Genomic DNA, 17703 nt, shown 5'->3' on the forward strand with positions numbered 1-17703 from the left:
CGGCGGGGAGTCAGCTCGTGAATCCCGTCTCCGTACGGGCGTTGCTCGTACGCGGCATGCTCGCCGGCCTGGCTGCGGGGTTCCTCGCGCTGGTGGTGGCGTATCTGGTGGGCGAACCCCATGTGGATGCAGCCATCGCCTTCGAGGAGTCCCACACCCACGAGCACGGCATGGAAGTGGTCAGCCGCACTCTGCAGTCGACCGCCGGCCTGGCCACCGGTGTCCTCGTCTACGGCGTGGCGCTGGGCGGCATCGCCGCCCTGGCGTTCTGCGTGGCACTGGGCCGGATCGGCCGGCTCGGCCCCCGGGCCACGGCGGCCCTGGTGTCCGCAGGCGCCCTGGTGGCCGTCTACGTCGTGCCGTTCCTGAAGTACCCGGCCAACCCGCCGTCCGTCGGCCAGCCGGACACCATCGGCAAGCGGACCACGCTCTACTTCCTGATGATCGCGCTCAGCGTGCTGCTGAGCGTCGCCGTGATCATCCTCGGGAGGAGACTGGCCCCGCGCCTGGGCAACTGGTACGCCACCGTGGTGGCTTCGGCCGCCTTCGCCCTCGCGGTCGGTCTGGCGTATGCGTTCCTGCCCGCGGTCAACGAGGTGCCGCCGGACTTTCCGGCCACCGTGCTGTGGCAGTTCCGCCTCGCGGCCCTCGCCATCCAGTGCACCCTCTGGGCCGGCTTCGGCCTGCTCTTCGGGCACCTCGCCGAGCGGCTACTGCTGCCTCGGGCAGCTTCCGAGCCAGGGCCCGACGTCGAAGCCCGGACAGCTGCCGCGAGTTGATCCGGCAGACGCCACGGCCCGTCGGTACGCCAACCGGCGGGCCATGGCGTCTGGGGCGTGACGTTCACTGCCTGGAGGGCCCCGGGCGGGCGGTGCAGTGGGGCAGAGCCGGTACCCGAACGGTCCATGCCCGCTGGAGGCGACTTGCAGCCGAGGCTACGTTGACTGACGTGGGGGTGTCCGCCCTGTGAGAGGAGTCCTTCGATGCCTGTCCGTACGCGGGTTTGCGTCCGGCTCGCATGTGGCGTCCTTGCTGCCGCCCCCACGCTCGCCCTTGCGGGGTGCAGCGCCGAGGACAGCGGGCCCGCGGCCGCGGAGACCCGGCCGGGCAGCCAGCAGCCAGGGCGTGACGGCGGCAGTGCGCCCGTACCCACCACCGAGAAGGACTGGAAGCCGGTGGCCGACGCGCTGGACCGCACGGGCACGCTCATGGACAAGGCGGTGTACCGGGTGTCGCTGCCGCGCAAGGACCTGAAGGTCACCAGCCACGATGTGGAGGTCAAGCCGGGGCTGGCGCTGGGAGGCTGGGCGGCCTTCGCCAAGTACGGCGACGGCACGATGGTCACGGGCGACCTGGTCATTACCGAGGACGAGCAGCCCAAGGTCACCGATGCGCTGCAGAAGGCCGGTATCGCCCAGACCGCGCTGCACAAGCACCTGCTGGAGCAGTCGCCGGCCGTCTGGTGGACGCACATTCACGGCATGGGTGACCCGGTCAGGCTCGCGAAGGGCGTCAAGGCCGCGCTCGATACCACGGGTATTCCGCCGGCCTCCCCGGCACCGTCGAGCCAGCCGCCCATCGATCTGGACACCTCCGCCATCGACTCGGCCCTCGGCCGCAAAGGCACCCCGGACGGCGGGATTTACAAGTTCACGGTCGCCCGCAAGGACCCCGTCACCGACGGCAGCCACACCCTCCCAGCCGGACTCGGCGTCTACACCGGCATCAACTTCCAGCCCCTGGGCGGCAAGAAGGCCGCGATCAACGGTGACTTCGTGACGACCACCGACGAGATCCAGCATGTCATCCGGGCCCTGCGCAAGGGCGGCATCGACCTCGTCGAGCTCCACAACCATACCGTCGACGAGCAGCCCCGCCTGTTCTACCTCCACTTCTGGGCCACCGGCGACGGCGTCACCCTCGCCAAGTCCCTGCGTCCGGCGTTGGACGCCACTCACCCCGCCGCACCCAAGCACTGAACGGCAACGGCTGCGCCCGGTGGCTCAGATGGTGATGACGTTGACGGCCAGGGAGGCGATGACTGCGAGCGCGCGGGCCTGGGCGTAGCGGCGTGGGTCGGCGGGTGTGCGCAGCTGGGCGTAGGCGCCGAGAAAGACGTAGGTGAGGACGGGAGCCGCCCAGTCGTTGGCGGAGAAGCCGGGCAGGCCGTCGTCGTTGAGCTGCGGCATGTTGGCCGAAGCACGCCAGAGGTAGACGGAGGCTGCGGACAGTACCGTCACGGCGGCGATGTCGATCCAGGCGCGCCGGGGAAGGCGCCAGGCTGCGGCGGCGAGGGCGAGTACGCCGGTCACGCATGCGGTCAGGGCGATGTGGGCGTGGCTGAAGGTGCCTGGGGCGGTGGCCAAGGTGTAGGCGGAGGTCATGGGAACTCCATCGCGTCAGCAGTGCGGGCCGTCTGGTGGCACAGGGCGGGACTTGGGGCTTGAGTGTGTGAGGGCGGTGCAGGTCAGGAAATCACGTCGGTGGTGGTCAAGCGCCTCGTCAAGGGTGTCTGGCCCGCCGACCACGGCTTGCGGCGCATTGCCGTGCGGGATCCGACATCGGCCTACCCGCACTCACTCTTATCAACCCTGTGCCGCTCGAAAAGTCATCGCCGCACGTCACGCCGCATATCTGTACTCGTTGATCAGGCCACCGAGGATCGAGGTGCGTGGCACCTTGCGAGTGTCGAGGTCATGCACTGTGGTGGGCTGTTCGTGAGCCTCAGGTGGTAGCCGGTGCCGGGCCTGGTGGGGTCGGTGCTCGTTGTGGTGCCGCTCGCATGCGGCAAGGCTGCCGATGATCCGTTCGCAGTGAGCGTTCATCCGTGGAGCTCGCGGCGCACTCTTTGCGCCGGCGCACGCTTTACTGTTCGTTTCAGAATGAGTTCAGTGTGGTGGTCGGTCGTTGAGAGCGGCATTGGGCAGGGGTCTGCGGGGTGCCTGGCGATCTTGTTCCTGATGATCTATGGGAGCGGATAGTCCCGCTGCTCTCGGCCCGTCCGCCGCGGCGGCGCCGCTTCCCTGCCAGGCTTCCGGCGGAAGACCGCGTGTCCTTGGCCGGCATCGTCTACGTGCTGTGCACGGGGGTGAGCTGGCGGGCCGTCTCAGCCGAGCGGATCGGTTGCACGGGGTGACCTGCTGGCGCCGTCTGCGGGACTGGACCGAGGCCGGCGCGCAAGCCGTTGCTGGTGGAACACGGTGGTTCTGGTCGGTTTTTCGGTGACTCGCACTGGTTGGTGAATGCGCGGCGGTACTGGTCTGGCTCAGAGCGTTCGGCCGAGGAGGTCTAGCAGTGCCCGCCAATGACGCTCGTCTGCCTCGGCGTTGTACGCGGCGGTGTCGGACTGGGTGTATCCATGGTGGGCGCCCTTGTAGACCTCATTGCGGTAGCGCACACCCGCAGTATCCAGTGCCTGCCCCAGGCTTTTGATCTGCTCGGCCGACATCCAGGGGTCCTGGTCGGCATGACCGAAGTACAGCTCTGCCGTGATGTGGTCGGCAAGCCGGTGCGGGCTGTTCTCAGCATCGGTGACCATACGGCTGGTATGGAAGGCCGCCGCGGCCGCTATCCGGTCAGGGAAAGCTGCGGCGGTACGGACGGCGAGGGCGCCGCCCATGCAGTAACCGGTGGTGCCCATGGGACCATTCGCGACCAGGGGGGAGGCGGCCAGCCAGTTGAGGTAGGCGCCGGCGTCGCGCATCGCCGCTTCGGGGGTAAGCGCCTGGATGATCGGACCGAGCTGGGCGAAGATCTCGGGCCGCTCGGCCGGCTTGATGTACGTGGGCAGTTCCGCCACTGGAGCGCGCCCCGCACGGTAGAAGGCATTGGGCACCAGCACCGTGTAACCATGCCCGGCCAGTCGCCTGGCCATCGCCTCCAACGAGGGGCGCAGCCCGAAGGCGTCCATGTAGAGCAGCACGCCGGGGTGCGGCGCGCCGTCGCCGGGGTGGGCGAGATAGGCGTCAGCGGTCCCGTCCGGCGTGGGAAGGCCGAGTGATACTCCCTGCACGTTGGTCATCTCCGCACCTTTCCTTACGACCTTGGGGGCAATTAAGGTCGGGGCAGGTTGGCCTGGGGGTTCGGCTGATGGATGAGTCAGCAGGTGGTGGTGCGGACGGGCACGAGCGCGGTGCTGGTCCTGCGGTGAGTGGGGCGCCTGGCGGAGCGGTCGGAGACGAGGGAGGCGATCGCGGCGTGGGTTTCTCCGTAGCTCTCACGGCGTCCGGTGTATCGCTGGAGCGGGCGCCACTTCTTCAGCTCGGCGTTGGTGTGCTCGATGCAGATCCTCGCCGAGGACTGCCGTCGCTTGGCCTCCCGCCAGGCCCGGTGTTCGCCTTCGCAAGTATCCTCGCCGGGCTTTTTCGGCGGCGCGCTGATCTGGTCAGGGAACTCGCCTGCTAGCCCGCGGTAGCCGTCGTCGACCTTGGCTTTGACCTGCGGGCGGAGCCGGAATTGTTCGGCGATGCCCTCGGTGCGCACGGCCGTCTGGTCGTGCATTCGGCCGGGCCTGACCACGCCGGAGAACAGGGTGCGGCCCTGCCCGTCGCTGAAGCTGGTGGTCTTCATCGTGTTCTGCTTCTTCTTGCCCGAGACGAACGCCTTCCGGCCCGGGCGGTGAGCCTGGGGTCGGCGTACCTGGGTCTCGGTGCCGTCAATGCGCAGCTCGATGTTCTCGGCCGCCGCGTAGGCGAATAGGTCCTCCAGGGTGCGGATCCGGATGCCGGGCCGGTCGGGGACGGCGAAGCCGCGGGCCGCGAGCAGGGGCCGTATCTCCCGCACCGCCGCCGAGACGGTGGAGCGGTCCACCCCGTACAGCTCCGTCAACGCGGCGTGCGGCAGCTGGTGACGCAGGCAGATCAGCGTGGCCAGCAGCCGGTCGGTGAACACCAGCTTCACCTTGCGTCCCGCCCCGGCAAGGCGCTTCCGAAGACCCCCACGCCGCTCGGCCCGATCCGACTCCCGTGCCGCCTCCCAGCGTGGCGCCAATTCGACTACCAGGTCCGCAAAGTGTTGGCGTGTCACACCAGTGAAGGCACGATGGGACAGGGCAGTACGATCCAGGGCAACAGTCACATCTCCCGATCATGCCGCTCGACTCTGACATTGCCTCAGCCTCGCTCAGAAGCTGTGCGATACGAGCTTCAGCCGCAACCGAACGTAGTCACAGTCCAGTGGTCCTGGACGGCGCACTCCGTCCGGCCGCCACCCATTTCGGGCGTAGAAACGCTGCGCACGGGTGTTGGACGCCCAGCACTCCAGCACACCCTCGGCGCAGTCGGCGGCCGCGGCCAGCGCAACGAACTCCCGGTGCAGGGCCCCACCCACCCCGCGCCCCCAAGCCTGCGCTAGTACCCCGATCTGGTAGAGCTCGTAGTACGTCGAGGAGTCCAGGTCTTCGTGGTGCGGTGGCCCGGCAGTGAGCAGCCCGACCACCGTCCTGTCCAAGTCTTCCGCGACCAGCGTGGCGCGCGCCGGCGCGGCCAGCACCCGCGCCCAGGCATCGCGCCGTTCCCCCCATGCACTCAGGTCGGCGAGTTCCTCCTCGGGCATGCCGCCCGCGGTGTAGTACGCGGTCCGGGTCCGGGTGTGCACGTCGGCAAGGATGTCGGCGTCCTCGGCGGTCGCCTCACGCAGTCGGAAACCTTGCTCCATGCCCCTCACGACGCCTGCACCCACCCGACTGGTTCCTCCACGGGCCCCCATCGGCGGCCAGGCATGACTCGCGATGGAGGACCCGCCGCGATCCTCACGACGAGACACCCGGCTGCCATCACGACAGCAAGCTCGATCAGAGGACATGACTCACCTCCTCAATTGCCCCCAAGGTCGTTAGGCGTCCGGGCGACGCGCGACGAGCGGCCGTCCACCCGCTGGCTCACACGGCCGATGGATCCCGATACCGTAACTCGTCGGCCCGCGGGGCGGCGGATGGTGGCGATCCCCTCACTTGAGCGACTGGCGGATGTCCTCGGCCTGGCCCGGCGCGCTGGTTCAACCGGAGTGGGCACGTCGGCACCTACTCCTACATGGTTCATGGGGCAGGGTGCCGCTTCGTCAGTGACAACGGCGCTGAGGTCGATGTGGACTTCGCAGCCGACGGGAGCGAAGTCTTCGACATCTGGCGGCTGCGCCGTCACGGACTGAGCCTGCCGGAGACTGTGGATGTCACGGATGAGGACCTGCGGGCCGCAGTGCGGTCGCTGCAACCGCTTCTGGACGAGGTGCGGCCGGGGTGGTTCGGCGTAGCCAACTGATCGCTTCAGGACGAGGTTCGCAGGCGGCGCAGGCATATGAGGCTGCAGGCCAGTTCGAGCAGGCCCTGATGGAGATCGGCGCGTCGCTCGTAGCGGGTGCGGAGGCGTTTGAACTGATGCAGCCAGGCGAAGGCGCGCTCGACCATCCAGCGCACCTTGCCCAGTCCGGAACCGTGGGCGACGCCGCGTCGCGCAATCAACGGCTTGATACCCCGCTTCCACAGCAGGCGGCGGTACTTGTCGAAGTCGTAGCCCCGGTCGGCATACAGGCGCCGGGGCTTGCGGCGGGGACGTCCCCGCCGTCCCCGGATCGGCGGGACGGCGTCGAGCAGGGGCAGGAGCTGGGTGACGTCGTGCCGATTGCCGCCGGTGAGAGTGACGGCGAGCGGGGTTCCGTGGCGATCGACGATCAGGTGGTGCTTCGAGCCGGGGCGGGCACGATCGACGGGAGAGGGGCCGACATGATCCCCCCTTTGAGGGCCCGGACGTGCGACCCATCCACGGCGCAGTCGTCCAGGTCCAGCCGGTCGGCCCGGCGAAGCTCGGCCAGCAGGGCGGCATGCAGGCGTGGCCAGAGGCCGGCCTCGGTCCAGTCCCGCAGCCGGCGCCAGGCCGTCACCCCGGAACAGCCCACGGTCTCCGCTGGGACGTCCCGCCAGGCGACACCGGTCCGCAGCACAAACAGGACGCCGGCGAGTGCTGTTCGGTCAGGAACACGCAACCGCCCGGGATGCCGACGGCGCCGTTCGGGAGGGGGTGGCAGCAGCGGGGCCACCCGCTCCCACAGGTCGTCCGGAACAAGATCAACACGCATCCAGACACCCTGCCGACCAAGATCGTCGAGCACAAGACCCGCAGCTCAACTCATTCTGAAACGATCAGTTAGTCCCACCTCGCGCCAATGAAGCTGCGCTGCCAGGCGAGCAGGGTGCCGGGGGTGACCGGGAAGACCTCGCGCCAGCGTCGTCGGGGTATCAGCACGGCGAACCAGAACCGGTCGGCGGGCTCGTAGCGGACCGTACCGGCCAACTGCCGGCGCAGCACCCCATTCTCGTGCCGCAGCACCCGCAGTTCCGCGTCCTTCGCCGTCTCCCCGCGGAGCAGTACCGACAGTATGGACAGCAGCTTCCGAGCCACCTTGTACAGCAAGGACACGATCACGCGGATACGGTCCCTCGCGGACGACGACCAAGGCCAGTAACACCTCGGGAGACGAGACTCCCACCTGCCGCGGTGCCGCAGTCCCGAACGCATCGGAATGGGGCCAGCTCGCCAAACGGTCGAGGCCACCATGGCGAGTCCCGTGCCCGTCTGAAGCCGGCCCCGGTCCACAGCGTGAACTACTTGCGGTGGACCGGGGCATCGGCATGTGTTCGGGGAGAGACGAGAGGTGCGCATGCTCGCGGGGCGGGCTCGTGCCGTGTGGTCCGGTGGGGCCTTCAGCGGTGGAGAAGCAGCCACGTATCCGGGGGCATGTCCCGTGGGAAGGGCGGTGGGACCGGCCGTTGCTCCTCACGCCACGCCGCCCCGCCGGTGGCAGCGGCTACGTGGCGCCAGAACCGGGCTGCGCCCTTATTGGCTTCCTGGAAGCAGATGGCCCAGGGGCCGGGCCGCAGACGAAGAAGTTCCTGGGCAGCCAGGCTGCCGACTCCTCGTCGGCGCAGGGCGCCGACAATGAAGAACGAGTAGATCGAGGCTGCGCCGTCGGCAAGCGTGTACGTCAGAGCGAAGCCGGCGAGGGTGGTTCCGTAGTGGATCAGATAGGCACGGCGGCCCGACTCGGAGAAGAATCGCGGTAGCTGGTCGAACGCGAACAGTCCGTCGGGGCCAGGGGTGTACCCGCGAAACTCCGACAGATCGTGTCGCTCGACTTGAGCGAGCCGTTCCACGACGGGCCGAAGATCCTCCTCGGCCACCTGCAGTGTGACTGCCGCAGCTTCCACCGGTAGGTCCATCCATATACCGTGCCACCCCCAGGCCGCCTCCAACAGTGTGGTTCGCATGTCGCGTGTCCCTTTCTCATTGACGATGGCCTTTGTCGGGCCCAAAGGACAGAGCGGTGCGACGAACTCCTTGTCCTGTCGCATAGAAGCTGACGGATTCCCACTCGTTCTCGTTCGCGAGGGCGGATTCTCATCGCGTCGCGATCTGAGCGGCGGGGCTTCGTCCGGAGGCCCGCCGTGCGGCAACTCGCCCGCAGTAGGCGATCCGTCGCCGTCCGGTGGCCCGTCCGAAGCCGACGATCGCGGTACGACCTGCGAGGGGCACGGCTACCGCCGCGATACCGGCGGTGCATTGCCCCGCGTGCCCACCCGGTGGTCTCCAAGCGCCACACCGTCTGGCACCGCATCGAGCCGGGCAACCTCCTCCGCCAGCTGCGCGAGGGCGCCTCCCTCGCCCTGGACACCGTCGACTCGCTGCACCGAGGGGTGGAGAGTCTGGCCGAAGCCCTCGAACGACACGGGCTGGTCCGACGAGGTCCTGCGCAGCGAGGACCGTTACCGCATCGAGCAGCTGATCCGCGCCTACCTCTACCAGGAAGACCGGATCATCGCCGCGCTGCGGCGCCTGGACACGAACTTCTACGACCTGCGGCAGTCCTCGGAGGACGCGGCCAAGCGGATCGCCGACTTCCTCGACTCCCTCCAGCAAGCCGCCGAGCAACGCAGGAACGAAAGCCCCCTGGCTCGGATGCTCCCGCCCTATACGCGCAATTCGGTCATCGACTTCGCCGACCCCGAGATCGCCCATGTCCCCTCGATGGACGGGAAGGGCTTCTCCCGCTCCGTCCCCCGCGGGCGGCTGAAGGACAACGGCTACGGAGCGGACCGCATCCCGGACCAGGCCCTGCGCGACCTGATCGACCTCGTCCTCGCCGTGCAGGCGGAGTACCAACTGCAAAGCCTGCTGCTGGACCGCGAGTTCCAGCGCATCGTCGACACCCGCAGCGAGGAGGTCGAGTACCTGAAGGCCGCTGCCGCCGAAGCCGCCGCAGAAGCCGCATCGAGCAGCTTCCTGGGCATTCTCGGCGACGTCCTCGGGATCGTCTCCGCCGTCGCCGGCGTCCTTGCGATGGTCCCGGTGCTGACCCCACTGGCCGGGCCCATCGCCCTCGCGACGGCGGCTGGCGCGCTGGCCGCGCACACCGCCGACGCGGTCATCCAGGGCGACTGGGACGCCGGCACGTTCGCCGGCCTGGGCGCCGACGTGCTCGGCGTCCTGCCCGTCGTCGGCGCGCTCGGCGAGGCCGCGCGGGCCGGCAAGCTCGCCATGCGCTCGGTCGGCAAGGTGAGCGTGGCCGTCCGTAGCGGCGGGCGCGCCTTCCTCGCCGCGACCGGCGGCGCCGCCGCGGCCGAAGTGGGGCCCATCGGTAAATACCTCGGCACCAAGGGTGCCAAGTTCATCGGCGCGAGCGCCAAACAGGGCGAGGTCGCCGGGAAGGTGATCCAGGGAACGGTCGATATGGCCACCCAGATCCCCGTCGTCGTCTCCCTGGCCGGTGCAGACGGCATCGACACCGCGGAAGACGTCGCCACCGCTGTCGACTTCACCCAAGGCATGGCCGACAACGTCGGCGACTGGGCCGAAATGGGGGCTGGCGCAGCAATGAAAGCGGGAAAGGTCTCGCTCGCCCGCTTCGCCGCCGCCTTCGCATAGCACTCGGGGCCGATGACGCGTAGGGGGACGACGGCCTGTCGTCCCCCTACTGCAAGTCACGTCCCCGTGCAGTCTGTTGTCGGGGCGCCGTCTTGCCGCGTGCGGCACGCACCATGGCATCCATGCCGTCTGCGACCTCCTGCTGACGGGCGTCGTCGGAGTGCTGGTAGATCAGCGCGGCCCTCTCCGAGGACTTCGCAGATCTTCACCGCAACAGGGTCGAGGGTGACGTTGGGCCGGCGCAGGGCTGCCTGCTCCTCTGGGCGCATCGGCCCGTAAGCACCGAAGTAGACCATCAGCCGCCAGCGCGGGCCGAGCGCGTCGGCGAGCGCGTCGACCTGCTCGACGGTCGCGGTCGGCCGCTCCTTGGCCTTCTTGGTCCCGGCGCCCTTGATCCGGCAGGGGTTGCGGCGGATCAGCTCGTCGTCGGTGGCGGTCTCCATGATCGCCTTGAGCAGGCGGTAGGACTTGGCGACGGTGGTCGCGCGAGTGGCCTGCAGTCGCTCGGCCCGCCAGGGTGATGGCCTGCCCGGCAGTTCGCCCACCGTGCACGGCATGACCACGTCCGCGTTCGGGACCTCACGGTACGAGGACGAGCCGGACGGGGTTGCCTTCTTTGTTGTGCAGTCGCGCGACCGCTTCCTCGACCCGGGACAGCGGCAGCACTGCGCTGACCGAGCCCGACAGGTCGAGCCGCCCGGCCGCGGCGAGCTTGACCAGCCGGTGCAGGTCCTGCGGTTCGGAGCCCCAGGCGCCGTGGACCTGGTGCTGGAGAGCGTTGAAGCGGTCGCCGTGCGGGATGATCACCGGGTCGGCGGTCATGCCGATCAGGACCATCCGCCCGTGCGGGGCCAGCAGTTCCGCGGCGCTGTCGCGGACGGTGGGGTGCCCGACGAGGTCGACGGCGACGTCCAGGCCCAGGCCGCCGGTGGCCTCACGGACCTGCCCCCGGAAGTCGTCGTCGGTCGGGTCGAGGGCGAGGTCCGCGCCGGCGTCGAGGGCGCGCTGCCGGGCGGCGGGCAGCGGGTCGATCGCGATGATCGGTGTGGCGCCTGCGAGTCGGGCGATCTGCACCGCGTGGACGCCGAGGCCGCCCACGCCCCACAGCCCGATGCCGTCGCCGACCCGCAGACCGCCGTGGCGCAGCAGCCCGGCGTACGGCGTGGACACCGCGTCCGGGATGATCGCCGCCTGTTCGAAGGGCAGGGTGTCGGGGAGGGGGACGAGCGACTGGTGGCGGGTGACGACGTACTCGGCCCACCCGCCGTCGTAGGCGCCCCCGCGCACCTGTGGCATCAGGCAGAAGCCGGTGTCGTACAGGCAGTTGGGGCAGGTGTCGCAGCGGTCGCCGGCCGTCAGGCAGACCCGGTCTCCCGCGCTCCACACCGGCGGTACGCCGGGGCCGATGGCCGCGATGCTGCCCGCGACTTCGTGGCCGAGCGTCACCACGGTCCGGTCGGGGTCGCGCGGGACGGGTTTGGGCAGGGTGCCGTCGATGGTGTGCACGTCGGACAGGCAGACGCCCGCCGCGTGCACCTTGATCAGCACCTCGCCGTGACCGGGCCGCGGTACGGGGATCCGGTGCAGGCCGAAGCCGCCGGTCTCCAGGTCGAACCTGGCCGCCGTCATCTCGGCCGTCTCGCTCTCAGCCGTCTCGTCGTTGAGCTGGGGATTCACGGGCGGCTCTCCTTTCGTGCTGTTCGTGCGCCGTTGCTGTGTGTACTGACCCGTGCGTGTACTGGCCGATGTTTGTACTCGCCCGTACAATATTTGTACGTAACCGTACAATGTCGCGCTCCTAGACTGCTCACCGGGCCGTCATACGAGCCCGGGCCCTCACCACGAAGGCCGCACACGAAAGGAGTGCCTCCGGCAATGAAATCCTCCGGCCGTGCGCCGCATCTGCCCCTCGCGACCCGCCGGGAGCTGGTACTCGATGCCGCGCTGCGGGTCACCCTGCGGGAGGGCGGCGCGGTGTCGATGGAGTCCACGGCCGCCGAGGCGGGGGTGGCCAAGACCGTCCTCTACCGCTGCTTCGCCAACCGCGAGGACATGCTGGCGGCGCTGTACGAGCGCGAGGAGCGCCGCCTGACGCAAGAGCTGGCCGCTGCACTGGCGGCGGCCGGCCCCCTGACGGACCCGGCGCGCTCCCTGTACCGTGTGCTCGTCGCCTACTTCACCGCCGTCGCCGATGCCCCCGACAGCTACCGGCTACTCTACGGCCCAGCACCGCAGCCGGAACGCCTCGGCAGCATGGACCAGGCCCGCGCCGAAGCCGCCGCGCACCTCTCGTCCGTCCTCACGTCCTGGCTGGACGAGGCAGCGGGCCACCCACCGACCGCCGGGGACCGTACAGCCCCGGTGGCAGCGGCGATGGCGGTCGGGGTCGCCGAGGCGGGAGCGCGGCTGTTGCTCGACGACGAGCAGGGCTGGACCCCTGGTGAACTCGCCGACATGGCAACGGAATTGTTCGCTCGGGGAGTGCCGGGGCTCGCGCGGCGGCGGTAGGCCGATCAGGCGGGTGGGCAAGCCGGGGCCGCCGGAGCCAACCCGTATCTCGTGGCCTGATCGGCCACCGAGGTTCGGGAAGCGGAAGACGTGCGCGACCGGCATCACCGACGGCCGTGTGGAGGCGCTCACCGGGAGGCTGCGTAGCCCGCAGGGTGCGCCGTGCGCCGACACGGAGGACACGGTTCTCCGCAGGCCACAGACAGAAGATCGGCATGGACGACGCAGGCCGACTGGGCGTCGTGTTCAATGCGGAAACAGGCTGTTTCTCCCGAACGGGCTCGCGTCGGCCGGCCGAACTGAGCACGGACCGGGCTTCGAAACTGCCGCGGAACGCCAGGAAGCCTGGCAGACCGGAAGACCTGGCACACACGAAAGGCACAGGATGGGCATCTCCGTGGAGTACGACTACGACCCGACCGCCGATGTCCGCCTGGCCGAGGAGGCGTACGCGGGGCTGTCCGACGCCTTGCCCGAGTCCGATATCGACCCAGCGGACATCGAGTCTCCGGCGTGCACCGTCGTCGCGCGACGGGACGGCAGCCTCCTTGGCTGGGCGCAGGTCTACGCCGTCGTCGACGACGAGCCAGCCGCGTTCGTCCAGTGGCTGCTCGTCTCGCGGGCGCGGGGGCACGCCACCTCCGGCCACAACGTCCTGCGCGACCCGACCGAGGAGGAGACGGACGCGCTGGTGCGCCTGCTCCGGGGCGCGGCCGAGCACGCCCGGGACGCCGGGTACACCGCCCTGGTGTGGACCGACACCGACCGCTCTCTCGACGCACGGGCCGCCGCCGAGCTGGGTGCCCCGTCAGCCGAGGATCTGGGCCGCCACTGGACAACGACGGCCCCGCTGGCCGACTGGCGCGCCCCTGCCGGGCTGCCCAGCGTGACCACCCGCCGCATGCCACAGCCCCCCGGCGATGCCCTGCTGTCGGCGTACGCCGCGCTCCACACGGAGGCCACAGGGCGCGCAGTAAGCCCTGAAGAGGTCCCGGAGCGGCCTCTCGATGGGCCGTATCCGCTACTGACACTGGACCTCCTGACACCCCAAGGAGAGCTGTCCGCTCAAGTCACCGCGGCGATCCCGGGGGACGGGGCCTTCATCGGACGGGTCCTCCACCGCAAGGACGTGGGCGACGAGCAGGTGACCGCCCTGCTGACCGAGCTCATCGCCCAGCTGCGCCGTGACCACCCACAGGTCACCCACCTCGAAGTCCGGGAAGTCGACGACCCGGTGGTCGCCCGCTCCCTGAACTCGATGGGCCTGCAGATCACCGGTCACTGGCGCAGCTACCGACTCCCGCTCCAGACCTAGGCAGCGCCCCCCACCAAGAAGCGCAGACCGGCCACACCGCCATGACGCGACCGCTGGCCCGGCACGCTTGCGCCAGCGACGCCCTCGACCGGAGTCATTGCGACCGCCTCGGAGAGCAAGCCTCCTCTTGCGCGGGAAGGCCCAGGGGGCGATCCCTCCGCGCTCGTGCCCTATCCGTGCCCTCCAGGGCGGTCAACACCGGTCAAGAGGGGCGTCAAGAAGCAGCTCAGGCACGGCCATCTCATTGACGTTTCGGCAGGTCGGGAGGCATTTCAGCCTCCCAGGCACCATTGATTCTCAAGCTCAGAGCGCGGGTTCGATTCCCGTCACCCGCTCCAGAGTTGAGGCCCAGGTCGGAGACCTGGGCCTTGTTTGTTGTCTAGACGGCTCAAGGGTCGACGTGCCCTCCGCGTGCCCTGACTCGCAGAATTCGCCCGGCCGGAGGGGATTGGCACATCGCGCAGAGCGCCCGGACGCGTCGGCGTCTCGAATAACGAGACGCACCTTCCGCGACGCGCGTCACTCGTTGGTGGCGGGTGCGTGAATTCGCATTCATGAAGCGGTGGTTGCCCGGCCATTCCCCATCCATGCCTTGGGGCTCACGCGGCCGTAGACCTCGGCACTTGCGGCAGGCGATGGGCTGCACCGCCATTTGCCGGCCTGTGGGTGGGGCCTGTGGGTGGGCTACGAGGGCGTGTCTGAGGCACTCGCCGGAGCGGCCCGGTGCTGCGCCGGAGTCGTGGCCGATGGCCACGGCGACGGCGACGGCAGAAAGTCGCCGTCGGTGGAACCGTCCGGCGGACGGCCCTGCCACCGCCACCTCCCATTGATCAGGCGTCTTCGTCCCAGCGGAAGAGGTGTAGCGCGATCGCGGCGACAGCGACGGCGAACGCCAGCAGGGCGGCTGCGGGTGCCAGGAGTTCGGTGGGGTGATGGCCTGGGCTGAGGGCTGCGATGAGTGCGGTGTTGAGGCGCTTCAGGGGCAGCACGGCGGCGGTGTGCTGTAGCCATGCGGGGGCCTGGTCGAGGGCGAAGAACGTTCCGGAAACCAGGGCCATGGGCATGACCAGGAAGTTCGCCAGAGCCGATGCGGCTTCCTCGGTCCGGCACACGGCTCCGACCAGCAGGCCGAGTGCGGAGAAGCCGAGAGCGCCCAGAAGGATCGCCGGCAGGGCGAGCCACCACTGGCGGCTGGGCTGGGCGCCGAACACCGGCAGCAGTGTCACGGAGAGGAATGCGGCGGTCTGCGCGAGCGTGACGAGCAGGTTGGTCGCCAGGCGGGAGAACAGCACGACCGGGGCGCTGACCGGTGCCAGCCGGATGCGGCGCAGGAGCCGTCGGTGGCGCCAGGAGACCACGGTGGTGCCCATGCCGAACACGCCGGTGCCGGCCACGGCTCAGCTGAGCATGGGGATCATGCGGGGCAACGGGTCGCCTCCGGGCGCTCCGGTGTGCTGCAGGCCGAAGGCGACGACGAACATCAGTGGGAAGAGGAAGGTGAACAACAGCGTGATCCGGTGGCGGGCGAACCCTTTGAGCATCGCCAAGGAGAGGGCTCGGAACGCGGTCATGCGGGGACTCCGGGCGCCGTCGAGGTGAGGCGCAGGTAGACGTCTTCCAGGGTCGGCGTGCGGACCTGTAGGCCGGGCAGCGGCCCGAGTACGGCAAGTTCGGACAGCAACAGCTCGGGCTTCTCCGTGCCGAAGACGAGGCCGGTGGCGTCGGTGCAGACGCTGTCGGCGCCCGGCAGGCGTTGTGCCTCGGCCGTGCTGAGTACGCCGTGGCCGATGGTGACGCGGGTGGGGCCGCCGTATTCCTGGATCAGTGCGGCCGGGGTGTCGAGCGCCCGCAACCGGCCCTGGTCGAGGATGGCGATGCGGTCGCAGAGTATCTCCGCCTCGTCGAGGTGGTGAGTGGTGTAGACGATGGTGGTGCCGCGTGCCTGGACCGCTTGGAGGACCTTCCACAGGTTGCGTCGGGCTCGTGGGTCCAGGGCAGCGCTCGGCTCGTCGAGGAAGAGGATCTCGGGGGCATGGACCAGGGCGCAGGCGACGGCCAGTCGCTGCCGTTGCCCGCCCGACAGGCGGCTTTCCGGAACGTCTTCCTGGTCTGTGAGGTCGACCAGATCCAGCGTCGCGGCAACACGGCGTGCCGGTGCGCGGTGTAGTGCGGCGAAGGACTCCAGTTGCTCACGTACGGTCAGCCGGTCGAAGAACGCTGAGGACTGCAGTTGGACACCCATCCGGGACAGCAGGCGGGCGTTGCGGGGCCACGGCTTCTCGCCGAGCACCGTGATCCGTCCGGCGCTGGGCTCCCGGAGCCCTTCGAGGATCTCCAAGGTGGTGGTCTTACCTGCCCCGTTGGGCCCGAGCAGTCCGAAGAACTCGCCGGTGGCGATGCTGAAGGACACCCCGCCCAGCACCTCGCGGCCGCCGTAGGTGCGCCGAAGTCCTTCCACCACGACGGCCGGAGACTGCTGCTCGCCCGGACGCGGCCGCGGAACCGCATCGGTGCTCCTCGCGGCCGGGTGCGGCTCCGGTTGCGCCGCAGTGTCCACCGAGGCGGCCGGTCCGAGAGCCACCGCGTCCTCGCTCGTATCCAGGCCGTATCGGCAGTAGGCGAGGGCGACAGCAGGACCGCACCTGTACACCACGGCCGGCATCACCGCGACGACGGCGAGCAGCAAACGCCCCTGCACGACGGCGCCGACTGTCAGCAGGGTGTGCACGGCGCACAGCACTCACCGTGAAGCTGCTGCTGGACTGGCTGGAGCACCGGCGCAGCCGGTGGCCGAACACCGCGAACCTCCACTTGCTGATCAACAAGCGGACCGCCAACACGACCGGCCGAGCCAGCAACCACTGGATCAGCGCTGCGATGCGAGGCCAGGACACGCCCCTGGAGCGACTCCGCGTCGACCGCCAGCTCGAAGAGGCCATGGGGTCAAGGGCCCTGACCCACTCCATCTCGGGGAAGTCTTCGGGCTCGACGAGAAGACCGCGATGCGCTACGCGGACTCCGCCCGGGCCCTGCTGGAGCAGGCCGCCGAGACCGCCCCCAGCGACTCCACCACCAGGTCGACGTCCCCCCTGCCATCGGGGCACCGCACCCGCCGGCTCCCGTCGAATCATGCCTGACTGTCAACGGATTGGAGACAATGCGCCGTACGGGAAACTCGTCTCCGAGAGAGGCTGATATGCCTGAAGACCCAAACGCATCAGCGCCACAGCCTGACAGTGACGAAAGGCAGGAACCGGAACCGCAGCCTGGGCCGGGCCCAGTACAGTCGTGGGCGCCGTTACGGGACCGGACGCATTGGGCGACGCTCGTGGTTCTGCCGCTGCTAGGGGCCATCTCATTCTGGGCAGTTCAAGGTCTGTGGGGATGGATCTGGGGCGAGATCTCCGGGCCACCCGGGCTGACGGCGTACACAGCGGGCCCCACCCCCTGCACACCAGCCACGCTTCCCCTCGTACTGCAAGCGAAGACCGACGAGGCCATCGTGGTTACCGGAATCCGAGTCAACGTCCTGTCCGCCGAGGCTCTCCCGAAGGGCGGAGAACAGCCTCCCCCTCCGAAAAATTGTGCAGTTACTGCACATGAACCCATGTTTGACGTCAATCTCACGCAAACCCCTATCTCTGTTGTGCCAACGACCAGAAGGGCCGAACCCGATCGCACAGACTTCCCCTTCACGGTTTCCGCCGACCATCCGAAACAACTGACACTCAGGATCAATCCTGGACGGCGTGATGTCCGATTCTCCCTAAAAGTCGAGTGGGTCGCCGACGGTGAGTACGGCAGCGCAATTCTCGACAACGGCAGTGATCGTGATCCCCGCAAAGGTCCCGGCTACCGCGTAACAGGCTGAGGCGATCGGCTACGGGACGCACCCCAGCGAGTTGATCGCGAACCTGCGGGTTCGCCGGTGCGGCAGGCTAACCCGGCCGGGACGTCACAGGTGGG

20 protein-coding genes and 2 pseudogenes are annotated in these 17703 nt (G+C 69.2%); 10 read left to right on the top strand and 12 right to left on the bottom strand.

Translation table 11 applies throughout. The features are described 5' to 3' along the window. Positions 1-17 precede the first annotated feature (17 nt). On the top strand, positions 18-779 hold the full coding sequence (locus B073_RS0116895) for a CbtA family protein (RefSeq protein WP_018539269.1): 762 nt from the start codon (positions 18-20) through the stop codon (positions 777-779). Positions 780-983: 204 nt separating this feature from the next. Beyond that, a complete protein-coding gene (locus B073_RS40165) occupies positions 984-1979 on the top strand; it encodes a DUF1259 domain-containing protein (protein ID WP_078508045.1) in 996 nt (331 codons plus the stop codon). 24 nt (positions 1980-2003) lie between these two features. On the opposite strand, the gene B073_RS0116905 is transcribed toward B073_RS40165, so the two are convergent. Then, positions 2004-2384 (bottom strand): hypothetical protein, encoded by a 381-nt coding sequence (locus B073_RS0116905; RefSeq protein ID WP_018539271.1) that lies wholly within the window; start codon positions 2382-2384, stop codon positions 2004-2006. A gap of 126 nt (positions 2385-2510) precedes the next feature. Here B073_RS0116905 and B073_RS49290 point away from each other — a divergent pair. Both B073_RS49290 and B073_RS44075 read left to right on the top strand, forming a co-directional pair. After that, positions 2511-2735: pseudogene (locus tag B073_RS49290) on the top strand (hypothetical protein); the annotation flags it as partial. 203 nt (positions 2736-2938) lie between these two features. Beyond that, positions 2939-3136 carry a transposase gene (locus B073_RS44075; RefSeq protein ID WP_078508046.1) on the top strand — a complete coding sequence of 66 codons (198 nt, stop codon included), beginning with the start codon at positions 2939-2941 and terminating at the stop codon, positions 3134-3136. 129 nt (positions 3137-3265) lie between these two features. Here B073_RS44075 and B073_RS0116920 read toward each other — a convergent pair whose 3' ends face one another. The 3 genes from B073_RS0116920 to B073_RS0116930 all read right to left on the bottom strand — a co-directional run bounded on the left by B073_RS0116920 (position 3266) and on the right by B073_RS0116930 (position 5655). Next, positions 3266-4021, bottom strand: a complete 756-nt coding sequence (locus tag B073_RS0116920) for a dienelactone hydrolase family protein (RefSeq protein ID WP_018539273.1) — start codon at positions 4019-4021, stop codon at positions 3266-3268. 77 nt (positions 4022-4098) lie between these two features. Then, positions 4099-5076, bottom strand: a complete 978-nt coding sequence (locus tag B073_RS0116925) for a transposase family protein (protein WP_199788158.1) — start codon at positions 5074-5076, stop codon at positions 4099-4101. A gap of 45 nt (positions 5077-5121) precedes the next feature. Next, positions 5122-5655, bottom strand: a complete 534-nt coding sequence (locus B073_RS0116930; protein WP_018539275.1) for a GNAT family N-acetyltransferase — start codon at positions 5653-5655, stop codon at positions 5122-5124. Between the two features lie 374 nt (positions 5656-6029). On the opposite strand from B073_RS0116930, the gene B073_RS47900 reads away from it, so the two are divergent. Beyond that, a complete protein-coding gene (locus tag B073_RS47900) occupies positions 6030-6257 on the top strand; it encodes a DUF6896 domain-containing protein (protein WP_420706442.1) in 228 nt (75 codons plus the stop codon). Positions 6258-6262: 5 nt separating this feature from the next. Here B073_RS47900 and B073_RS40175 read toward each other — a convergent pair. The 3 genes from B073_RS40175 to B073_RS0116955 form a co-directional block, all read right to left on the bottom strand. Next, positions 6263-7071, bottom strand: a protein-coding gene (locus tag B073_RS40175; protein ID WP_086023803.1) for an IS5 family transposase whose coding sequence is annotated in 2 segments (ribosomal slippage) — positions 6263-6732 and positions 6732-7071 — 810 coding nt in all. Because the reading frame shifts where the segments join, the coding sequence is not laid out codon by codon here. 68 nt (positions 7072-7139) lie between these two features. Continuing rightward, positions 7140-7418 carry a hypothetical protein gene (locus B073_RS0116950; RefSeq protein WP_018539279.1) on the bottom strand — a complete coding sequence of 93 codons (279 nt, stop codon included), beginning with the start codon at positions 7416-7418 and terminating at the stop codon, positions 7140-7142. A 278-nt stretch (positions 7419-7696) separates the two neighbouring features. Then, entirely contained in the window at positions 7697-8212 is a 516-nt protein-coding gene (locus tag B073_RS0116955) for a GNAT family N-acetyltransferase (protein WP_037811940.1), read from the bottom strand. 349 nt (positions 8213-8561) lie between these two features. Here B073_RS0116955 and B073_RS46410 point away from each other — a divergent pair, with 349 nt between their 5' ends. Continuing rightward, the gene (locus B073_RS46410; RefSeq protein ID WP_018539281.1) at positions 8562-9914 is read left to right on the top strand and encodes a hypothetical protein; all 1353 of its coding nucleotides are present in this window, start codon (positions 8562-8564) and stop codon (positions 9912-9914) included. A 200-nt stretch (positions 9915-10114) separates the two neighbouring features. Here B073_RS46410 and B073_RS0116965 read toward each other — a convergent pair. Next, positions 10115-10441 (bottom strand): annotated as a pseudogene (locus B073_RS0116965) (site-specific integrase); the annotation flags it as partial. A 52-nt stretch (positions 10442-10493) separates the two neighbouring features. Beyond that, complete coding sequence (locus B073_RS0116970) at positions 10494-11591, bottom strand: zinc-binding dehydrogenase (protein ID WP_018539282.1); 1098 nt, start codon at positions 11589-11591, stop codon at positions 10494-10496. A gap of 198 nt (positions 11592-11789) precedes the next feature. On the opposite strand from B073_RS0116970, the gene B073_RS0116975 reads away from it, so the two are divergent. Then, entirely contained in the window at positions 11790-12422 is a 633-nt protein-coding gene (locus tag B073_RS0116975; protein ID WP_018539283.1) for a TetR/AcrR family transcriptional regulator, read from the top strand. Between the two features lie 385 nt (positions 12423-12807). Beyond that, positions 12808-13737: a GNAT family N-acetyltransferase gene (locus B073_RS42795; protein ID WP_018539284.1), complete on the top strand. Its 930-nt coding sequence runs from the start codon at positions 12808-12810 to the stop codon at positions 13735-13737. A gap of 830 nt (positions 13738-14567) precedes the next feature. On the opposite strand, the gene B073_RS40185 is transcribed toward B073_RS42795, so the two are convergent. The 3 genes from B073_RS40185 to B073_RS40190 are packed head-to-tail and all read right to left on the bottom strand — an operon-like array spanning position 14568 to position 16465. Then, the gene (locus B073_RS40185; protein ID WP_018539285.1) at positions 14568-15131 is read right to left on the bottom strand and encodes an ABC transporter permease; all 564 of its coding nucleotides are present in this window, start codon (positions 15129-15131) and stop codon (positions 14568-14570) included. Between the two features lie 3 nt (positions 15132-15134). After that, entirely contained in the window at positions 15135-15308 is a 174-nt protein-coding gene (locus B073_RS47180) for a hypothetical protein (protein WP_018539286.1), read from the bottom strand. Beyond that, positions 15305-16465, bottom strand: a complete 1161-nt coding sequence (locus tag B073_RS40190) for an ABC transporter ATP-binding protein (RefSeq protein WP_234025104.1) — start codon at positions 16463-16465, stop codon at positions 15305-15307. The genes B073_RS47180 and B073_RS40190 overlap by 4 nt, the downstream gene beginning before the upstream one ends. 274 nt (positions 16466-16739) lie before the next feature. On the opposite strand from B073_RS40190, the gene B073_RS48785 reads away from it, so the two are divergent. Further along, positions 16740-16874 carry a hypothetical protein gene (locus B073_RS48785; RefSeq protein WP_018539288.1) on the top strand — a complete coding sequence of 45 codons (135 nt, stop codon included), beginning with the start codon at positions 16740-16742 and terminating at the stop codon, positions 16872-16874. A gap of 470 nt (positions 16875-17344) precedes the next feature. Next, a complete protein-coding gene (locus B073_RS47905) occupies positions 17345-17608 on the top strand; it encodes a hypothetical protein (RefSeq protein ID WP_234025105.1) in 264 nt (87 codons plus the stop codon). Positions 17609-17703 lie beyond the last annotated feature (95 nt).

This window comes from Streptomyces sp. MspMP-M5 (assembly GCF_000373585.1).
Taxonomy (GTDB): Bacteria; Actinomycetota; Actinomycetes; order Streptomycetales; family Streptomycetaceae; genus Streptomyces.

Bases quoted from the DNA above. Each gene is read 5' to 3' on its own strand.
- B073_RS48785 (WP_018539288.1), top strand. From the start codon at position 16,740: ATGCGCTACGCGGACTCCGCCCGGGCCCTGCTGGAGCAGGCCGCCGAG.
- B073_RS0116955 (WP_037811940.1), bottom strand. From the start codon at position 8,212: ATGGACCTACCGGTGGAAGCTGCGGCAGTCACACTGCAGGTGGCCGAG.
- B073_RS0116905 (WP_018539271.1), bottom strand. From the start codon at position 2,384: ATGACCTCCGCCTACACCTTGGCCACCGCCCCAGGCACCTTCAGCCAC.
- B073_RS47905 (WP_234025105.1), top strand. From the start codon at position 17,345: ATGTTTGACGTCAATCTCACGCAAACCCCTATCTCTGTTGTGCCAACG.
- B073_RS0116930 (WP_018539275.1), bottom strand. From the start codon at position 5,655: ATGGAGCAAGGTTTCCGACTGCGTGAGGCGACCGCCGAGGACGCCGAC.
- B073_RS0116975 (WP_018539283.1), top strand. From the start codon at position 11,790: ATGAAATCCTCCGGCCGTGCGCCGCATCTGCCCCTCGCGACCCGCCGG.
- B073_RS47900 (WP_420706442.1), top strand. From the start codon at position 6,030: ATGGTTCATGGGGCAGGGTGCCGCTTCGTCAGTGACAACGGCGCTGAG.
- B073_RS0116920 (WP_018539273.1), bottom strand. From the start codon at position 4,021: ATGACCAACGTGCAGGGAGTATCACTCGGCCTTCCCACGCCGGACGGG.
- B073_RS47180 (WP_018539286.1), bottom strand. From the start codon at position 15,308: ATGACCGCGTTCCGAGCCCTCTCCTTGGCGATGCTCAAAGGGTTCGCC.
- B073_RS40165 (WP_078508045.1), top strand. From the start codon at position 984: ATGCCTGTCCGTACGCGGGTTTGCGTCCGGCTCGCATGTGGCGTCCTT.
- B073_RS42795 (WP_018539284.1), top strand. From the start codon at position 12,808: ATGGGCATCTCCGTGGAGTACGACTACGACCCGACCGCCGATGTCCGC.